Origin of the sequence: Ruegeria sp. PrR005, assembly GCF_010500245.1 — a bacterium.
In the GTDB taxonomy this organism is placed as follows: Bacteria; Pseudomonadota; Alphaproteobacteria; order Rhodobacterales; family Rhodobacteraceae; genus Ruegeria_B; species Ruegeria_B marisflavi.
This window is the reverse complement of sequence record NZ_JAAGOX010000011.1, coordinates 102,222-117,843: the sequence shown is the minus strand read 5'-3', so window position 1 is coordinate 117,843 and position 15,622 is coordinate 102,222. Positions and strand designations below refer to the sequence as shown.

At 63.2% G+C, this 15,622-nt stretch carries 19 protein-coding genes; all 19 read left to right on the top strand.

Translation table 11 applies throughout. The features are described from left to right. The first annotated feature begins 77 nt into the window (after positions 1-77). The 19 genes from G0P99_RS07145 to nuoH all read left to right on the top strand — a co-directional run bounded on the left by G0P99_RS07145 (position 78) and on the right by nuoH (position 15,620). Positions 78-1,049, top strand: coding sequence for a nitronate monooxygenase family protein (locus tag G0P99_RS07145; protein WP_164128698.1), 972 nt, complete (start codon positions 78-80; stop codon positions 1,047-1,049). Beyond that, complete coding sequence (locus G0P99_RS07140) at positions 1,050-2,996, top strand: acetyl/propionyl/methylcrotonyl-CoA carboxylase subunit alpha (RefSeq protein WP_164128697.1); 1,947 nt, start codon at positions 1,050-1,052, stop codon at positions 2,994-2,996. Between the two features lie 66 nt (positions 2,997-3,062). Beyond that, entirely contained in the window at positions 3,063-3,917 is an 855-nt protein-coding gene (locus G0P99_RS07135; protein ID WP_164128696.1) for a hydroxymethylglutaryl-CoA lyase, read from the top strand. Positions 3,918-3,976: 59 nt separating this feature from the next. Beyond that, complete coding sequence (locus G0P99_RS07130; protein WP_164128695.1) at positions 3,977-4,765, top strand: crotonase/enoyl-CoA hydratase family protein; 789 nt, start codon at positions 3,977-3,979, stop codon at positions 4,763-4,765. A gap of 186 nt (positions 4,766-4,951) precedes the next feature. After that, positions 4,952-5,317 carry an NADH-quinone oxidoreductase subunit A gene (locus tag G0P99_RS07125; protein ID WP_164128694.1) on the top strand — a complete coding sequence of 122 codons (366 nt, stop codon included), beginning with the start codon at positions 4,952-4,954 and terminating at the stop codon, positions 5,315-5,317. Further along, positions 5,308-5,841, top strand: a complete 534-nt coding sequence (locus G0P99_RS07120) for an NADH-quinone oxidoreductase subunit B family protein (protein ID WP_304621497.1) — start codon at positions 5,308-5,310, stop codon at positions 5,839-5,841. The genes G0P99_RS07125 and G0P99_RS07120 overlap by 10 nt, the downstream gene beginning before the upstream one ends. A gap of 11 nt (positions 5,842-5,852) precedes the next feature. Continuing rightward, entirely contained in the window at positions 5,853-6,458 is a 606-nt protein-coding gene (locus G0P99_RS07115; RefSeq protein ID WP_164128693.1) for an NADH-quinone oxidoreductase subunit C, read from the top strand. Beyond that, positions 6,458-6,631 carry a hypothetical protein gene (locus G0P99_RS24475; protein WP_203583011.1) on the top strand — a complete coding sequence of 58 codons (174 nt, stop codon included), beginning with the start codon at positions 6,458-6,460 and terminating at the stop codon, positions 6,629-6,631. The genes G0P99_RS07115 and G0P99_RS24475 overlap by 1 nt, the downstream gene beginning before the upstream one ends. Before the next feature lies 1 nt (position 6,632). Further along, a complete protein-coding gene (locus G0P99_RS24925) occupies positions 6,633-6,764 on the top strand; it encodes a hypothetical protein (RefSeq protein ID WP_255455762.1) in 132 nt (43 codons plus the stop codon). 72 nt (positions 6,765-6,836) lie between these two features. Next, complete coding sequence (locus G0P99_RS07110) at positions 6,837-8,051, top strand: NADH-quinone oxidoreductase subunit D (protein ID WP_203583038.1); 1,215 nt, start codon at positions 6,837-6,839, stop codon at positions 8,049-8,051. Then, positions 8,051-9,283, top strand: a complete 1,233-nt coding sequence (locus G0P99_RS07105) for an NADH-quinone oxidoreductase subunit E (protein WP_164128691.1) — start codon at positions 8,051-8,053, stop codon at positions 9,281-9,283. Before G0P99_RS07110 ends, G0P99_RS07105 begins: the two co-directional genes overlap by 1 nt. 22 nt (positions 9,284-9,305) lie before the next feature. Further along, positions 9,306-9,713 (top strand): hypothetical protein, encoded by a 408-nt coding sequence (locus G0P99_RS24470; protein ID WP_203583010.1) that lies wholly within the window; start codon positions 9,306-9,308, stop codon positions 9,711-9,713. A 21-nt stretch (positions 9,714-9,734) separates the two neighbouring features. After that, positions 9,735-9,962, top strand: a complete 228-nt coding sequence (locus G0P99_RS07095; protein WP_164129243.1) for a DUF5337 domain-containing protein — start codon at positions 9,735-9,737, stop codon at positions 9,960-9,962. A 9-nt stretch (positions 9,963-9,971) separates the two neighbouring features. Next, positions 9,972-11,270 carry an NADH-quinone oxidoreductase subunit NuoF gene (gene nuoF, locus G0P99_RS07090; protein ID WP_164128690.1) on the top strand — a complete coding sequence of 433 codons (1,299 nt, stop codon included), beginning with the start codon at positions 9,972-9,974 and terminating at the stop codon, positions 11,268-11,270. A 26-nt stretch (positions 11,271-11,296) separates the two neighbouring features. Continuing rightward, a complete protein-coding gene (locus G0P99_RS07085) occupies positions 11,297-11,656 on the top strand; it encodes a hypothetical protein (RefSeq protein WP_164128689.1) in 360 nt (119 codons plus the stop codon). Positions 11,657-11,754: 98 nt separating this feature from the next. Beyond that, positions 11,755-12,165 (top strand): DUF5333 domain-containing protein, encoded by a 411-nt coding sequence (locus tag G0P99_RS07080; protein ID WP_164128688.1) that lies wholly within the window; start codon positions 11,755-11,757, stop codon positions 12,163-12,165. 3 nt (positions 12,166-12,168) lie between these two features. Further along, a complete protein-coding gene (nuoG, locus tag G0P99_RS07075) occupies positions 12,169-14,193 on the top strand; it encodes an NADH-quinone oxidoreductase subunit NuoG (RefSeq protein ID WP_164128687.1) in 2,025 nt (674 codons plus the stop codon). Further along, on the top strand, positions 14,190-14,576 hold the full coding sequence (locus tag G0P99_RS07070) for a hypothetical protein (protein WP_164128686.1): 387 nt from the start codon (positions 14,190-14,192) through the stop codon (positions 14,574-14,576). The genes nuoG and G0P99_RS07070 overlap by 4 nt, the downstream gene beginning before the upstream one ends. A gap of 6 nt (positions 14,577-14,582) precedes the next feature. Continuing rightward, on the top strand, positions 14,583-15,620 hold the full coding sequence (gene nuoH, locus G0P99_RS07065; protein ID WP_164128685.1) for an NADH-quinone oxidoreductase subunit NuoH: 1,038 nt from the start codon (positions 14,583-14,585) through the stop codon (positions 15,618-15,620). The last annotated feature ends 2 nt before the right edge of the window (positions 15,621-15,622 follow it).

The window sequence follows — 15,622 nt, the reverse complement described above, 5'->3', positions numbered from 1 at the left end:
AGAGCCCCCGGTGCGACAGTCGTCTGTCGTCAGGCCAACGGGGTCGAAGCGGGCAAGACCGGCAAGAGAGAGATGCCATGATACGAACAAGGCTTACCGATACCTTCGGTCTAGACTATCCGATCGTGTCGGCTCCCATGGCCAAGGTGGCTGGCGGGCGACTGGCCGCGGCGGTGTCGCGGGCGGGCGGTTTGGGTCTGATCGGCGGCGGCTATTGCGAGGCCGAGTGGATCGAGACCGAGTTTGCCAATGCCGGGAATACTGCGGTTGGCTGCGGCTTCATCACCTGGCGGTTGGCCGAGGCGCCACAGGTGCTGGATGCGGCGCTGGATCACGGATCGCGGGCGGTGTTTCTGTCCTTTGGCGACCCTCGGCCCTTTGCCGAACGGATCCATGCGGCCGGAGCGGCGCTGATCTGTCAGGTGCAGACGCTGGGTGATGCGCGCGAGGCGGTCGAGGCCGGGGCGCGCGTGATCGTCGCTCAGGGTGGCGAGGCCGGTGGCCATGGCGCCAACCGGGCGACTATGACGCTGGTGCCCGAAGTGGCGGATCTGTTGCGGACGGGTTCTCCTGAAACACTGCTGCTGGCGGCGGGGGGAATAGCCGATGGGCGGGGCCTAGCTGCGGCCTTGATGCTGGGCGCGGACGGGGTGCTGGTGGGGACGCGGTTCTGTCTGAGCGACGAGGCGTTGATCCCGCCGCAATTTCAGCAGGCGGGTATTGCTGCCAGCGGGGATCAGACGGTTGCCACCAAGGTGGTCGATATCGTGCGTGGCTACGACTGGCCCGAGCGGTTCCGTATCCGCGTGCTCGACAACGCATTCACCGCGCGCTGGCAGGATGATCTGGACGGGCTTCGCGCCGATCCCGCGCAACACGCGGCCTGGGGCGCGGCGCTGGCGGCGGGTGACCCATCGGTTGCCAACCCGGTGCTGGGCGAAGGGATCGGGCTGGTCAAGGGCAGCGCCCCTGCGGCGGAAATCATGAAACAGATGGCCCACGAGGCCGAGGCCCTTCTTGCGGGCGGCTGGGACAGAAGGAAGAGCTAGATGTTCGACAAGATTATGATTGCGAACCGGGGCGAGATCGCCTGCCGAGTGATGGAAACGGCGCAGCGCCTGGGCGTGGCTTGCGTTGCGGTTTACTCCGATGCCGATGCCGGGGCCAAACATGTGGCGATGGCGGACCAGGCTGTCCACATCGGCGGCGCGGCCCCGGCGGACAGTTATCTGAAGGGCGACGTGATCATTCAGGCGGCGCTGAATACCGGTGCTCAGGCCATCCACCCCGGATACGGCTTTCTGTCCGAGAACCCTGATTTCGTGGATGCGGTCGAGGCGGCGGGCCTGACCTTTATCGGCCCGTCGGCCAGGGCGATCCGCGCCATGGGGCTGAAGGATGCCGCCAAGGCACTGATGCAGGAGGCGGGCGTGCCGGTCGTGCCCGGCTATCATGGGGCCAACCAGGACCCCGAGCACCTGTCGGGGGCGGCCGATACCATCGGCTATCCGGTTCTGATCAAGGCGGTCGCGGGCGGCGGCGGCAAGGGGATGCGTCTGGTAGAGCGGCCGCAGGACTTTGCAGCGGCGCTCGACAGCGCGCGGGGCGAGGCGAAGACGGCCTTTGGCAACGATGCCGTGCTGATCGAGAAATATGTCTCGAAGCCGCGCCATATCGAGGTGCAGGTGTTTGGAGACGGCACCCATGCGGTGCATCTGTTCGAACGCGACTGCTCACTGCAACGGCGCCATCAGAAGGTGATCGAGGAAGCACCCGCGCCCGGCATGACCGCGGAGATGCGCGCGGCGATGGGCCAGGCGGGCGTGCGCGCCGCCGAGGCCATCGGGTACAAGGGTGCCGGGACGGTTGAATTCATCGTGGACGCCTCGGAAGGGCTGCGCGCTGACCGGTTCTGGTTCATGGAAATGAACACCCGTCTTCAGGTGGAACATCCGGTGACCGAGGCGATCACCGGTGTCGATCTGGTGGAATGGCAGTTGCGCGTCGCGGCGGGCGAGAGCCTGCCTGTCCGGCAGGCGGATCTGTCGATCAACGGTCATGCGTTCGAGGCGCGGATCTATGCCGAGGATGTGCCGAAAGGGTTCCTGCCCGCCACCGGCACGCTCAGCCATCTGGAGTTTCCGGCGGGCGCCCGTATCGACAGCGGCGTGCGCGCGGGCGATACGATCAGCCCCTGGTATGACCCGATGATCGCCAAGATCACCGTGCATGGCCCGACCCGTGGCGCGGCACTGCGCCAGCTTGAACGGGCGCTGCGCTGGACCGATATCGGCGGCACCGTCACTAACGTGTCGTTCCTACGGCTTTTGGCCTGTCAGCCGGATTTTGTCCGGGGCGATGTCGACACCGGGCTGATCGGGCGCGAGGCCGACAGCCTGACCGCCGCGCCGGTGGCCTGTACCAAGGCGCGCTCGATCGCGGCACTCGCGGCGCTGGGCCTTCACGAGGGCGCGGGTGAATTGGGCGGCTTCACGCTGTGGGGACCGCTGGGTTGGGATGTGACCCTGACCCACCATGACGAGGAGTTCTCGGCCCGCGTTCTGGTCAGCGGTCCAGGGCAGTTCGATGTGGCGCTTGGCGACGGCGAGCGACACCGCGTCGAACACAAGGGCGGCCTGTGGTGGGTCGATGCCACGCGGGTACAGGCGCGGGTTGCCCGGGGACGGGATGAACTGACCGTGTTCTGGGGCAATGGTTATCGCTTTGGTCTGGTCGATCCGCTGGCGCGCGAAAGCAGCGCGGGTGGCGATACCAACGTGATCCTTGCGCCGATGCCCGGTCTGGTAAAGGCGGTCTTTGCCACTGCGGGACAGGAGGTACGGGAGGGCGACAGGCTGGCCATTCTCGAAGCGATGAAGATGGAGCATTCGCTGCTGGCCGCGCGGGACGGCGTGGTGGCCGAAGTGCTGGCCGAGGCCGGATCGCAGGTCGAGGCCGGGGCCGCTCTGGTCCGGTTGGAACCCGAGGACGAATGAGCGCACGACGGTTCATTTCCGTCGTGCTAATGGTGTCCTGAACCAGAACGAAGCAGGAGTACGCAGATGGGCGATTTTGTCGAGGTTTTCGAAGTGGGTCCGCGCGACGGGCTGCAAAACGAAAAGCGCGAGATCCCTGTAAAGGACAAGGTCGCCCTGGTGGACTGCCTGAGCCGGGCAGGGTTCAACCGGATCGAAGTGGCGAGTTTCGTGTCGCCCAAGTGGGTGCCGCAGATGGCGGGCTCGGCCGAGGTGTTGGCAGGCATCACGCGCGGTGAGGGTATCAGATATGCCGCGCTGACCCCCAACATGCGGGGATACGAGGACGCACTGGCGGCCAAGGCGGATGAAATCGCGGTGTTCGCCTCGGCATCCGAGGGGTTTTCGAAGGCCAACATCAATGCCACGATCGAAGAGAGCATCGAGCGGTTCAAGCCGATCCTGAAGGCTGCGCGTCATATCGACCTGCCGGTGCGCGGCTATGTCTCTTGCGTGACGGATTGCCCCTATGACGGGCCGACGCCGCCGGAAAAGGTGGCCGAGGTGGCCGACCGTTTGTTCTCGCTGGGCTGCTACGAGATTTCGCTGGGGGACACCATCGGGCAGGCAACGCCCGACAAGATCGCGCGGATGCTGTTGGCGGTGCGCGAAAGGGTTCCTGTTACGCGACTGGCCGGGCACTACCACGACACCGCAGGCCGGGCGCTGGCCAATATCGACGCCTCGCTGGCGCTGGGCGTGCGTGTGTTCGATGCGGCAGTTGGCGGGCTGGGGGGCTGTCCTTATGCTCCGGGCGCTGCGGGCAACGTCGCGACCGAGGCGGTCGCCGCCCATCTGGAACGTCTCGGCTATCGGACCGGGCTTGATATGGGCGTGATCGAGGAAGCGGCAGAGATGGCCCGCAACATGCGGGCCGCCTGAACCAGACTGTCAGTTTATCCCTGATTTCCCTGCCGCAAGGCGGCTGTTGAGGAGTGACCATGTATCAGACCATCACAATCGAGACCGACCCGCGCGGCGTTGCAACGCTTACCCTGAGCCGGGTGGACAAGCATAATGCGATGTCGGCACAGATGCTGGCGGACCTGACCCGGGCCGCCGGGGAACTGGCGGTGGATGAGGCTGTGCGCGTCGTGGTTCTGACCGGCGCGGGCAAGACATTCTGCGCCGGGGGCGATCTGGCCTGGATGCAGGCGCAGATGGCAGCGGATGCCGCCACCCGCTTTGTCGAGGCGCGCAAACTGGCCGAGATGCTTCAGGCCCTCAACACCCTGCCCAAGCCGCTGATCGGCGCGGTACAGGGAAATGCCTTTGGTGGCGGGGTGGGGATGGCCAGCGTCTGCGATATCGCTATCGGGGTGGACAGCCTGAAAATGGGTCTGACGGAAACCCGCCTAGGTATCATCCCGGCCACCATCGGCCCCTATGTCATTGCCCGCATGGGCGAGGCGCGGGCCCGCCGTGTGTTCATGTCGGGCAGGATTTTTGGCGCGTCTGAGGCGGTTGAACTGGGCCTTTTGGCCAGAGCGGTCCCGGCCGAAGAACTCTCGGCTGCCGTCGAGGCGGAGGTTGCCCCGTATCTCGCCTGTGCGCCCGGTGCGGTTGCCTCGGCCAAGGCGCTGATCCGCGATCTGGGCCCACGGATCGACGATGCCGCGATCGACCGGACAATTCAGGCGCTGGTGGACCGATGGGAAACCGAAGAGGCGCATGAGGGAATCGGCGCCTTCTTTGATAAACGGAAACCTGCATGGAATACTCAGATTTAGGACCCGGTCGTGCCCGGGATTCCCGACTGAAAACATTCACGAAAATCTATGTTTGCCTGCGTCGAAATATGCGTCGCTGCGAGCTTTCGTTCAGTTGACCCTCTGCGCGGGCGCGGTTAGAGAAGGTCGAGTCAACACGCCAATTGACGGCGCGTCCAAACGGGACGCGCAGGAAAGGAGCCACTCGTGGAAGAGCTGTTGCGGGAGTACCTCCCGATCCTCGTGTTTCTGGTCGTTGCAGCCGGTCTTGGCATAGTTCTGATTCTCGCTGCGGTGGTCCTGGCCGTTCGCAATCCCGATCCCGAAAAGGTCAGCGCTTATGAATGCGGGTTCAACGCATTCGATGACGCGCGGATGAAATTCGACGTCCGGTTCTATCTGGTGTCGATCCTGTTCATCATCTTCGACCTCGAGATCGCCTTCCTGTTCCCCTGGGCCGTCGGCTTCAAGGACATGAGCGATGTGGGCTTCTGGTCGATGATGGTTTTCCTGGGCGTGCTGACCATCGGCTTTGCCTATGAATGGAAGAAAGGGGCGCTGGAATGGCAGTGATGACGGGTGCCAACACCGCGGGCGTCGACAAGGAAGTCGCCACCCAGGTCCTGAACGCCGAGTTGCAGGACAAGGGGTTCCTGCTGACCTCGACCGAGGACATCATCAACTGGGCGCGCACCGGGTCGCTGCACTGGATGACATTCGGTCTGGCCTGCTGTGCGGTCGAGATGATGCATACCTCGATGCCGCGCTATGATGCCGAACGTTTTGGCATCGCGCCGCGCGCCTCTCCGCGCCAGTCGGACGTGATGATTGTGGCCGGCACGCTCACCAACAAGATGGCGCCGGCGCTGCGCAAGGTCTATGACCAGATGCCCGAACCGCGTTACGTGATCTCGATGGGCTCCTGCGCCAATGGCGGCGGTTACTATCACTACAGCTACAGCGTTGTGCGTGGCTGTGACCGGATCGTGCCGGTCGACATTTATGTGCCGGGCTGCCCGCCGACCGCCGAGGCGCTGCTTTATGGTCTGTTGCAGCTGCAACGCAAGATCCGCCGTACCGGCACCATCGTGCGCTGAGGGGATTGGGGATGAGTGAAGCACTGACAGAACTGGGTACCCATCTTGAGCTCAAGCGCGCCGATTGCGTGTTGTCTTGGGACATCGCGTTTGGCGAGTTGAATGTCGATGTGGCACCGTCGAACCTGGTCGAATTTGTCGATTTCCTGAAATCGAACCAATCCTGCCGGTTCTCGACGCTGGTCGATATCACCGCTGTCGATTACCCCGACCGCGCCAAGCGGTTCGATGTGGTCTACCATTTCCTCAGCATGTATCAGAACCAGCGCATCCGGCTGCGGGTATCGATCCGTGAAGAGGACATGGTTCCGTCCATTGTGGGAGTGCACCCCTCGGCCAACTGGTTCGAACGCGAGGTGTTCGACATGTTCGGCATCCTGTTCACCGGTCACCCCGATCTGCGTCGGATCCTGACGGATTACGGCTTCCGCGGTTATCCGCTGCGCAAGGATTTTCCGACCACCGGCTATACCGAGGTGCGGTTTGACGAGGCGGAAAAACGTGTCGTTTACGAGCCCGTGAGCCTGGTGCAAGAGTATCGCCAGTTCGATTTCATGTCTCCCTGGGAGGGCGCAAACTACATTCTTCCGGGGGATGAGAAGAAGGAGGCCAAGTGATGGAATTCCTCTTCTGGCTCGTGTGGACCGTTGCGACCATCGTGCCAATGTTGAAGCTGCTGCCGCACTTTGGGATCGACAAATACTGGGCGGCGGTCTGCGTGGTCCCGATCGGGGCGATTGGGCTGCTCTGGTGGATGGCGGTGAAGCTGCAAGAGTTGGAGCGCAGATAAGATGGCGGCGATCCTGGGGGAAATGGCAGCACTGGCGGCACTCGGGGTGATCCTTGCTGGGGCCGCGATCAAGGCAGCCGAAACGCACCGCGTCCGGATCCGGGCAGGGGCGAAAAAGAACCAGCGGCGCTGACCGCGCCAGCGTTGGGGCCGAGGCTCTGGGGCGAATTGTGATCCGGGATTGCCCGGACAGGAGAGACAGATGATGGATGGCGGCAAGGGCTTCGAGGACGCGCTGACGGGCGAGCAGAAGATCCGCAACTTCAACATCAACTTCGGGCCGCAGCACCCTGCGGCTCATGGCGTGCTGCGTCTGGTACTGGAGCTTGACGGCGAGATCGTCGAGCGTTGCGACCCGCATATCGGGCTGTTGCATCGCGGCACCGAAAAGCTGATGGAAAGCCGTACCTATCTGCAAAACCTGCCGTATTTCGACCGACTCGATTACGTGGCGCCGATGAACCAGGAACATGCCTGGTGTCTGGCGATCGAGCGGCTGACGGGCGTCGAGGTGCCGCGCCGGGGCAGCCTGATCCGGGTGCTCTATTCCGAGATCGGCCGTATCCTGAACCACCTCTTGAACGTGACCACCCAGGCGATGGACGTGGGCGCGCTGACCCCGCCGCTCTGGGGCTTTGAAGAGCGTGAAAAGCTGATGGTGTTTTACGAGCGGGCCTGTGGTGCGCGCCTGCACGCGGCTTATTTCCGGCCCGGTGGCGTGCATCAGGATCTGCCCGACGCGCTGTTGGACGATATCGAGGCGTGGAGCCACAGTTTCCCCAAGGTGCTCGATGACATCGACGGTCTGTTGACCGAGAACCGCATCTTCAAGCAGCGCAACTGCGATATCGGCGTTGTGACCGAGGAAGAGATCCTGCAATACGGCTTTTCCGGCGTGATGGTGCGCGGCTCGGGTCTGGCCTGGGATTTGCGCCGGGCGCAGCCCTATGAGTGCTATGACGAATTCGAGTTCCAGGTGCCGGTGGGCAAGAACGGCGACTGCTACGACCGTTATCTCTGCCGGATGGAGGAGATGCGCCAGTCGATCTCGATCATCCGTCAGGCCATTGCCAAGCTGCGCGATTGCCCCGGCGACGTTCTGGCGCGAGGCAAGCTGACGCCTCCGAAACGCGGCGACATGAAAACCTCGATGGAAAGCCTGATCCATCACTTCAAGCTTTATACCGAAGGGTTCCATGTGCCCGCGGGCGAGGTCTATGCCGCCGTCGAGGCGCCCAAGGGCGAGTTTGGCGTCTATCTGGTTGCCGATGGCACCAACAAGCCCTACCGGTCAAAGATCCGGGCGCCGGGCTATCTGCATCTTCAGGCGATGGACCATGTCGCCAAGGGCCACCAGCTGGCCGACGTCGCCGCCATTATCGGCACGATGGACATCGTTTTTGGAGAGATCGACCGCTAATGCTCCGCCGTCTGCATCCCGAACAGCCCGACAGCTTCGCCTTTACCCCCGCCAACCTGGCCTGGGCGCAGGCGCAGGTCACCAAGTTTCCCGACGGCCGCCAGGCCAGCGCGGTTATCCCGCTTCTGTGGCGCGCGCAGGAGCAGGAGGGCTGGCTGACCCGGCCCGCCATCGAAACCATCGCCGATATGCTTGGCATGGCCTACATCCGGGTTCTGGAAGTGGCCTCGTTCTATTTCATGTTCCAGCTGCAACCGGTTGGAAGTGTTGCGCATATCCAGATCTGCGGTACCACCTCCTGCATGATCTGCGGCGCCGAGGACCTGATCGCGGTCTGCAAGGAAAAGATCGCCGACAAGCCACATACCCTGTCTGCCGATGGCAAGTTCAGCTGGGAAGAGGTGGAATGCCTCGGGTCTTGTACCAACGCACCCATGGCCCAGATCGGCAAGGATTATTACGAAGATCTGACCGCCAAGCGGTTCGGCGAAATCCTCGATGAACTGGCCGCAGGCAAGGTGCCGGTGCCCGGTCCCCAGAACGGGCGTTACGCGTCAGAGCCGCTTAAGGGCCTGACCAGTCTCACCGAGTATGACAGCGGCAAGACCCGCTATAATGCCAGCGTGCAGCTGGCCACCGATATCGGTGACACCGTGAAGCGGATCGACGGCACCGAGGTGCCGCTGCTGACGCCTTGGATCGGCAAGGATGGCACGGTTGCCAGCCGTGCGGGCAAGGTCAGCCCGCCGCCCGCACCCGCAGCGCCGAAACCGGCGGTCAAGCAGACCCCCAAGGCCGAGTCGAAACCCGCGCCCAAGCCTGAAGCCGACCCTGTTCTCAAACCCTCGACCCCACTGCCGGGGCAGGAGGAACTGGCCAGCCGCAAGGGCACCTGGCGCTACGAGGCCGAGGGGACCGAGGCAGTCACCGAAGAGGTGGGCGAGCAACAACCCCCAACCCTGAGCGCCGCGCGCGAGGGCGGGGCCGATGACCTCAAGCTGCTCAAGGGCGTCGGACCGAAACTCGAAGGCGTTTTGAACGAGCTGGGCTTTTATCATTTCGACCAGATCGCGGCCTGGACCCCGGCGCAGGTGGCCTGGGTCGATACACGGCTGAAGTTCAAGGGCCGGATCGAACGCGACGGCTGGATCGAACAGGCTCGCCAACTGGCGGCGGGTGAGGAAACGGAATTTGCCAAACGGGCGAAGAAGGACGGAATTTACGACGATTAACTGACAGCAGGGAGACCACACCATGACGACCTCAAAGGATAAAACGGCGGACACGGCACGTGTCTGGAAACGGGCGGCCTATGGTGGGCTCGTGGTCGCTGGGGTGATCCTGGTGTTTGGTCAGACAAGTGTCATGACCGCTGCTGTGGCCGGTGTGCTCGCCTTTGCCGCGGGCGGTTACCTCGGCAGCCGGATGTCTGACGCGGTGCAAGAGGCCGAGGAGCGGACCGATGTGGCCCGAAGCGCTCCGTCGCCGGTGGCGGAACCGGTGGCCGCGAGCGCGGTCGCGGAACCCGAGCCGGTCGCGACAGCGGTCGAGGCCGAAGAAGAAACGAAATTGGTTCAACCGTCCAAGGCCTTGCCGGGCGAAGCTGAACTGGCCGCGCGCAAGGGCACGTGGCGATATGAAGGAAACAGTGCCACGGCGTGATCCGTGGCGCGCACTGGAAACATGGACGAGAAACTGGAACAGGACATTGCCCGCAAGGGACGCCATATCGCCTTGGTCATTGCCGTGACCATGGTGCTGTGGCTTGTCCTGTCGATGTTCATCGGTCCGGCGCTGGGGCTGCCGGGCCGGTATGCGCTGCTCTTCGATTTCGCAGCACTTGCCGGTTTCATCTATGCGGTGATCAACATTTTTCAACTCTGGCGCCTGCGTCAGGACAGCCAAAGGTAGGCAGGAAGCATGCTGAAGGATCAGGACCGGATCTTTACCAATCTCTACGGGATGCACGACCGCACGCTGAAAGGCGCGATGGCACGCGGCCATTGGGACGGAACCGCCGGCATCATCGCCAAGGGGCGGGACTGGATCATCCAGCAGATGAAGGACAGCGGGCTGCGCGGGCGCGGCGGCGCGGGCTTTCCCACCGGTCTGAAATGGTCCTTCATGCCCAAGGAAAGCGATGGCCGCCCCTCCTATCTGGTGGTCAATGCCGACGAATCCGAGCCGGGCACCTGCAAGGACCGCGAGATCATGCGCCACGATCCGCATACCCTGATCGAGGGCTGCCTGATCGCCAGTTTCGCGATGAATGCAAACGCCTGTTACATCTACATTCGCGGCGAATACATCCGCGAGCGAGAGGCGCTGCAGGCCGCGATTGACGAGGCTTATGACGCGGGCCTGTTAGGCAAGAACGCGGCCAAGTCGGGCTGGGATTTCGACCTTTACCTGCATCACGGCGCGGGCGCCTATATCTGTGGCGAGGAAACAGCCCTGATCGAAAGCCTCGAAGGCAAGAAGGGCATGCCCCGGATGAAACCGCCATTCCCGGCGGGCGCGGGGCTTTATGGTTGTCCGACCACGGTCAACAACGTCGAGTCCATCGCGGTTGTGCCGACCATCCTGCGGCGCGGGCCGGAATGGTTTGCAGGCTTTGGTCGCCAGAACAACGCGGGCACCAAGCTGTTTGCCATTTCGGGCCATGTGAACAACCCCTGCGTGGTCGAAGAGGCGATGTCGATCTCGTTTCAGGAACTGATCGAGACCCATTGCGGCGGCATTCGCGGCGGCTGGGACAACCTGCTGGCCGTGATCCCGGGCGGCTCCTCGGTTCCCTGCGTGCGTGGGGAAAAGATGAAGGACGCGATCATGGATTTCGATTACCTGCGCGGCGAACTGGGCTCGGGCCTGGGCACGGCGGCGGTGATCGTGATGGACAAATCCACCGATATCGTGAAGGCGATCTGGCGGCTCAGCAAGTTCTACAAGCATGAAAGCTGCGGCCAGTGCACCCCCTGCCGCGAAGGCACCGGCTGGATGATGCGGGTGATGGACCGTCTGGTGCGCGGCGAGGCGGAACCGGAAGAGATCGACATGCTGTGGGACGTGACCAAGCAGGTCGAGGGCCACACCATCTGCGCCCTGGGCGATGCGGCGGCCTGGCCGATCCAGGGCCTGATCCGCAACTTCCGCGACGAGATCGAGGATCGCATCAAGGCGCAGAAATCGGGCCGCATGGGCGCGATGGCGGCGGAGTGAACAACATGAGCGGTCAGCATTTTTCCATGTCCAGACTGATAGGACGGGTAGGTCTTGCCGGGCTTGTCGCTGCACTGGCGGTTACCTCGGGCTGTTCGTTGCAAAAACGCGAAAACCGCTTGCTGTTCGGGGGGCACTACTTTCCGATCAAGGCCAAAGCCGTCGACAAGAAGGTCAGCCTGGCCAATTTCACGGTGACCGTGGACAAGGCCAGCCAGTCGCCTGACGACGCGCGCGAGGCGGGGCGGCACGGTGGTACGGTGTATTGCATCGGCAACTATGGCACGTCCGAGATCGAATGGTCGCTTGGCCCGGACAGTGATCCGGCACAGTTGCGAATTGTCGATGACAAGCTGACCTTAAGCGGGACTTGCCAACGGCCATGATGCGGTTTGTGGCATATCCTTGCCGATCCGGCGTGGCGTTATTGAATAACGTCCCTGGACTGCCTCGATTTGGTGTTTCCAAATCGAAGGGATATTCCATGCCAAAACGTGTAATTGCAGCTTTCGCGACTGCCCTCTGTCTCGGCGCGGCGGCTGCGGCCGCAGCCAAGCCGCCGCTGCGCGAAGTGCCCGAGATCGCAGACGGGATTTTCACCATCGTGGTGGCGAACGAAATCCGCAAGAAATGCGACGATATCGACGGTCGGATTTTCAAAGGGATCGGCGAGATCCGTCGGCTGCGGGCAAGGGCCAATGAACTTGGCTATTCGGACGACGAAATCCGCGCGGTGCTGGACTCGGATGACGAAAAAGAACGGATGCGGGCCAGAGGCCGCGTCTATATGGCCGAGCTGGGCCTCAACTATGACACGCCGGGCGACCTGTGCCGACTGGGCCGGCTGGAAATTTCGAACAAAAGCGCAATCGGCGCGCTACTGAGGGCGAATTAGATCATGTCTGACCTCCGCAAGATCAACATCGACGGGCACGAGATCGAAGTCGAGGGCGCAATGACCCTGATCCAGGCCTGCGAAGTGGCCGGGATCGAGGTGCCGCGCTTCTGCTATCACGAGCGTCTGTCGATCGCGGGCAATTGCCGGATGTGCCTGGTCGAGGTCGTGGGCGGCCCGCCGAAACCGGCGGCCTCTTGCGCGATGCAGGTGCGCGATCTGCGCCCGGGGCCGGAAGGCCAACCGCCGGTGGTCAAGACCAATTCGCCCATGGTCAAGAAGGCGCGCGAAGGCGTGATGGAGTTCCTGCTGATCAACCACCCGTTGGATTGCCCGATCTGCGACCAGGGTGGGGAATGCGATCTGCAAGATCAGGCGATGGCTTATGGCGTCGATTTCAGCCGCTATCGCGAGGCCAAGCGCGCGGTGGACGATCTGAACCTCGGCCCGCTTGTGTCGACCGCGATGACCCGCTGCATTTCCTGTACCCGCTGCGTGCGCTTCACCACCGAGGTGGCAGGCATCACCCAGATGGGCCAGACCGGCCGAGGCGAGGATGCCGAGATCACCAGCTATCTGAACCAGACGCTGGATTCGAACCTTCAAGGCAATATCATCGACCTCTGCCCGGTGGGTGCGCTGACTTCGAAACCCTATGCGTTCACCGCCCGTCCCTGGGAGCTGACCAAGACCGAGAGCATCGATGTGATGGATGCGCTGGGGTCGAACATCCGGGTCGATACCAAGGGACGCGAAGTGATGCGTATCCTGCCGCGCAACCATGACGGCGTGAACGAAGAGTGGATCAGCGACAAGACCCGCTTTGTCTGGGACGGGCTGCGCCGCCAGCGGCTGGACCGGCCTTATGTGCGCGTCGATGGCAAGCTGAAGCCCACAACCTGGCCCGAGGCGCTGTCGGCTGCCGCGACTGCGATGAAGGGCAAGAAACTCGCCGGCCTGATCGGCGATCTGGTTCCGGTCGAGGCCGCATTCGCCCTGAAACAGCTGGTCGAGGGGCAGGGCGGCAAGGTGGAATGCCGCGTCGACAATGCCCGCCTGCCGATCGGTAACCGGGGCGCCTATGTCGGTACCGCCGCCATCGAGGATATCGACGATGCGGATATGATCCTGCTGATCGGCACCAACCCGCGCGACGAGGCGCCGGTGCTGAATGCGCGTATCCGCAAGGCCTGGACCCGTGGCGCCGAAGTGGCGCTGATCGGGCCCGTCGTCGATCTGACCTATGACTATTACCATGCCGGGACCGACCGTCAGACGCTGGCCGGCATGATCGCCGACGGCGTTTCGGACGAGACCCGCGAGAACAAGAAATCGCTGGTTATCGTGGGGCAGGGCGCCCTGCGCGAGGCCGACGGTCTGGCGGTTCTGGCGGCGGCCCAGAAGATGGCCGAAATCTCGGGCTCGGGCCTGCTGGTGCTGCACAGCGCGGCGGGTCGTGTGGGTGCCATGGATATCGGCGCAGTGACCGAGGGCGGCATCGAGGCTGCCATCGACGGGGCCGAGGTGATCTATAACCTGGGTGCCGACGAGGTCGAAATCGACGCGGGCGCCTTTGTCATCTATCAGGGTAGCCATGGTGATCGGGGTGCGCATCGTGCCGACGTGATCCTGCCCGGTGCGGCCTATACCGAGGAAAACGGCCTGTTCGTCAACACCGAAGGGCGGCCGCAATTGGCGATGCGCGCGGGCTTTGCCCCCGGCGAGGCGAAAGAGAACTGGGCCATCCTGCGGGCGTTGAGTGCCGAGCTGGGCGCGACGCTGCCGTTCGATTCGCTGGCGCAGCTGCGTCAGGCGCTGGTGGCCGAGGTGCCGCATCTGGCGCAGATCGACAGCGTGCCTGCGAACGTGGCCGAGGCCCTGGAACAGGGCCCGCTGGGCGCGGCCAGCTTCCGCAATGCGGTGGACGATTTCTATCTGTCGAACCCGATTGCCCGGGCCAGCGCCCTGATGGCGGAACTGTCGGCCGCCGCCAAGGCGCGCCGGGCGGAGAAGATTGCCGCCGAATGACCCGCCTAGCACTCATATCGCCCCTGGCCCTCATGGCCTGTGCCGAACCGGCGCAGGATCAGGTGTCGCGTTTCGCGCCCCAATACATGGGTGTCGAAACCGCGCTGCTGGAAGGTGATCTGGTGCAATTCGGGGTGCGGATGAGCGGCGCGCGCAGCGCCGCCGACCTTGACGACTATGCCGAATGCGCGGCGGCCCAATATGCCCTGATCCGGGGCTACGGCTTTGCGCGTCATTTGCGCACGAATGTGAATGAAAAGGGTGGCGTGTGGGCGGCGGATGCTGTTTACACCATCTCGCCATCCCTGCCGCGCGGGGCAAAGACCATCGACGCCGAAGTCGTGGTCGCGCACTGCGCCGAAAATGGAATACCCACGGTGTGAGGACCTATGGCTGAATTCTTTAACACCCCAGGCGGCATAGCCCTGATCATCCTGGCACAAGTGCTTGCAGTTGTTGCCTTTGTGATGATCTCGCTTCTCTTCCTCGTCTATGGCGACCGCAAGATCTGGGCAGCGGTCCAGATGCGCCGGGGCCCCAACGTGGTGGGCGTCTATGGTTTGCTGCAATCGGTGGCCGATGCGCTGAAATACGTGGTCAAGGAAGTGGTCATTCCCGCAGGTGCCGACCGGGCGGTGTTCATCCTGGCTCCGATGACCTCCTTCGTCCTTGCGATGATCGCCTGGGCGGTGATCCCGTTCAACGACGGCTGGGTGCTGAGCGACATCAACGTCGCCATCCTTTATGTCTTTGCCGTCTCCTCGCTCGAGGTTTACGGCGTGATCATGGGCGGCTGGGCCTCGAACTCGAAATACCCGTTCCTGGGCTCGCTTCGGTCGGCCGCGCAGATGATCTCTTACGAGGTCTCGATCGGCCTCATTATCATCGGGGTGATCCTGTCGACCGGCTCGATGAACTTTGGCGATATCGTGCGGGCGCAGGATACCGGCTGGGGCTTTTTCGGCTGGTACTGGCTGCCGCATTTCCCGATGGTCTTCCTGTTCTTCATCTCGGCTCTGGCCGAAACCAACCGCCCGCCCTTTGACCTGCCCGAAGCGGAATCGGAGCTGGTGGCCGGCTATCAGGTGGAATATTCCGCCACGCCCTTCCTGCTGTTCATGGCCGGTGAATATATCGCCATCTTCCTGATGTGCGCGCTCACCTCGCTTTTGTTCTTCGGCGGCTGGCTGTCGCCCATTCCCGGCCTGCCCGACGGGGTGCTGTGGATGGTCGCCAAGATGGCGTTCTTCTTCTTCCTCTTTGCAATGGTCAAGGCGATCACGCCCCGCTACCGGTATGACCAGTTGATGCGGCTGGGCTGGAAAGTCTTCCTGCCGTTCTCGCTGGTCTGGGTGGTGTTCGTGGCCTTTGCGGCGAAATTCGACTGGTTCTGGGGCCTCTTCGCCCGCTGGACCGTGGGGGGCTGATC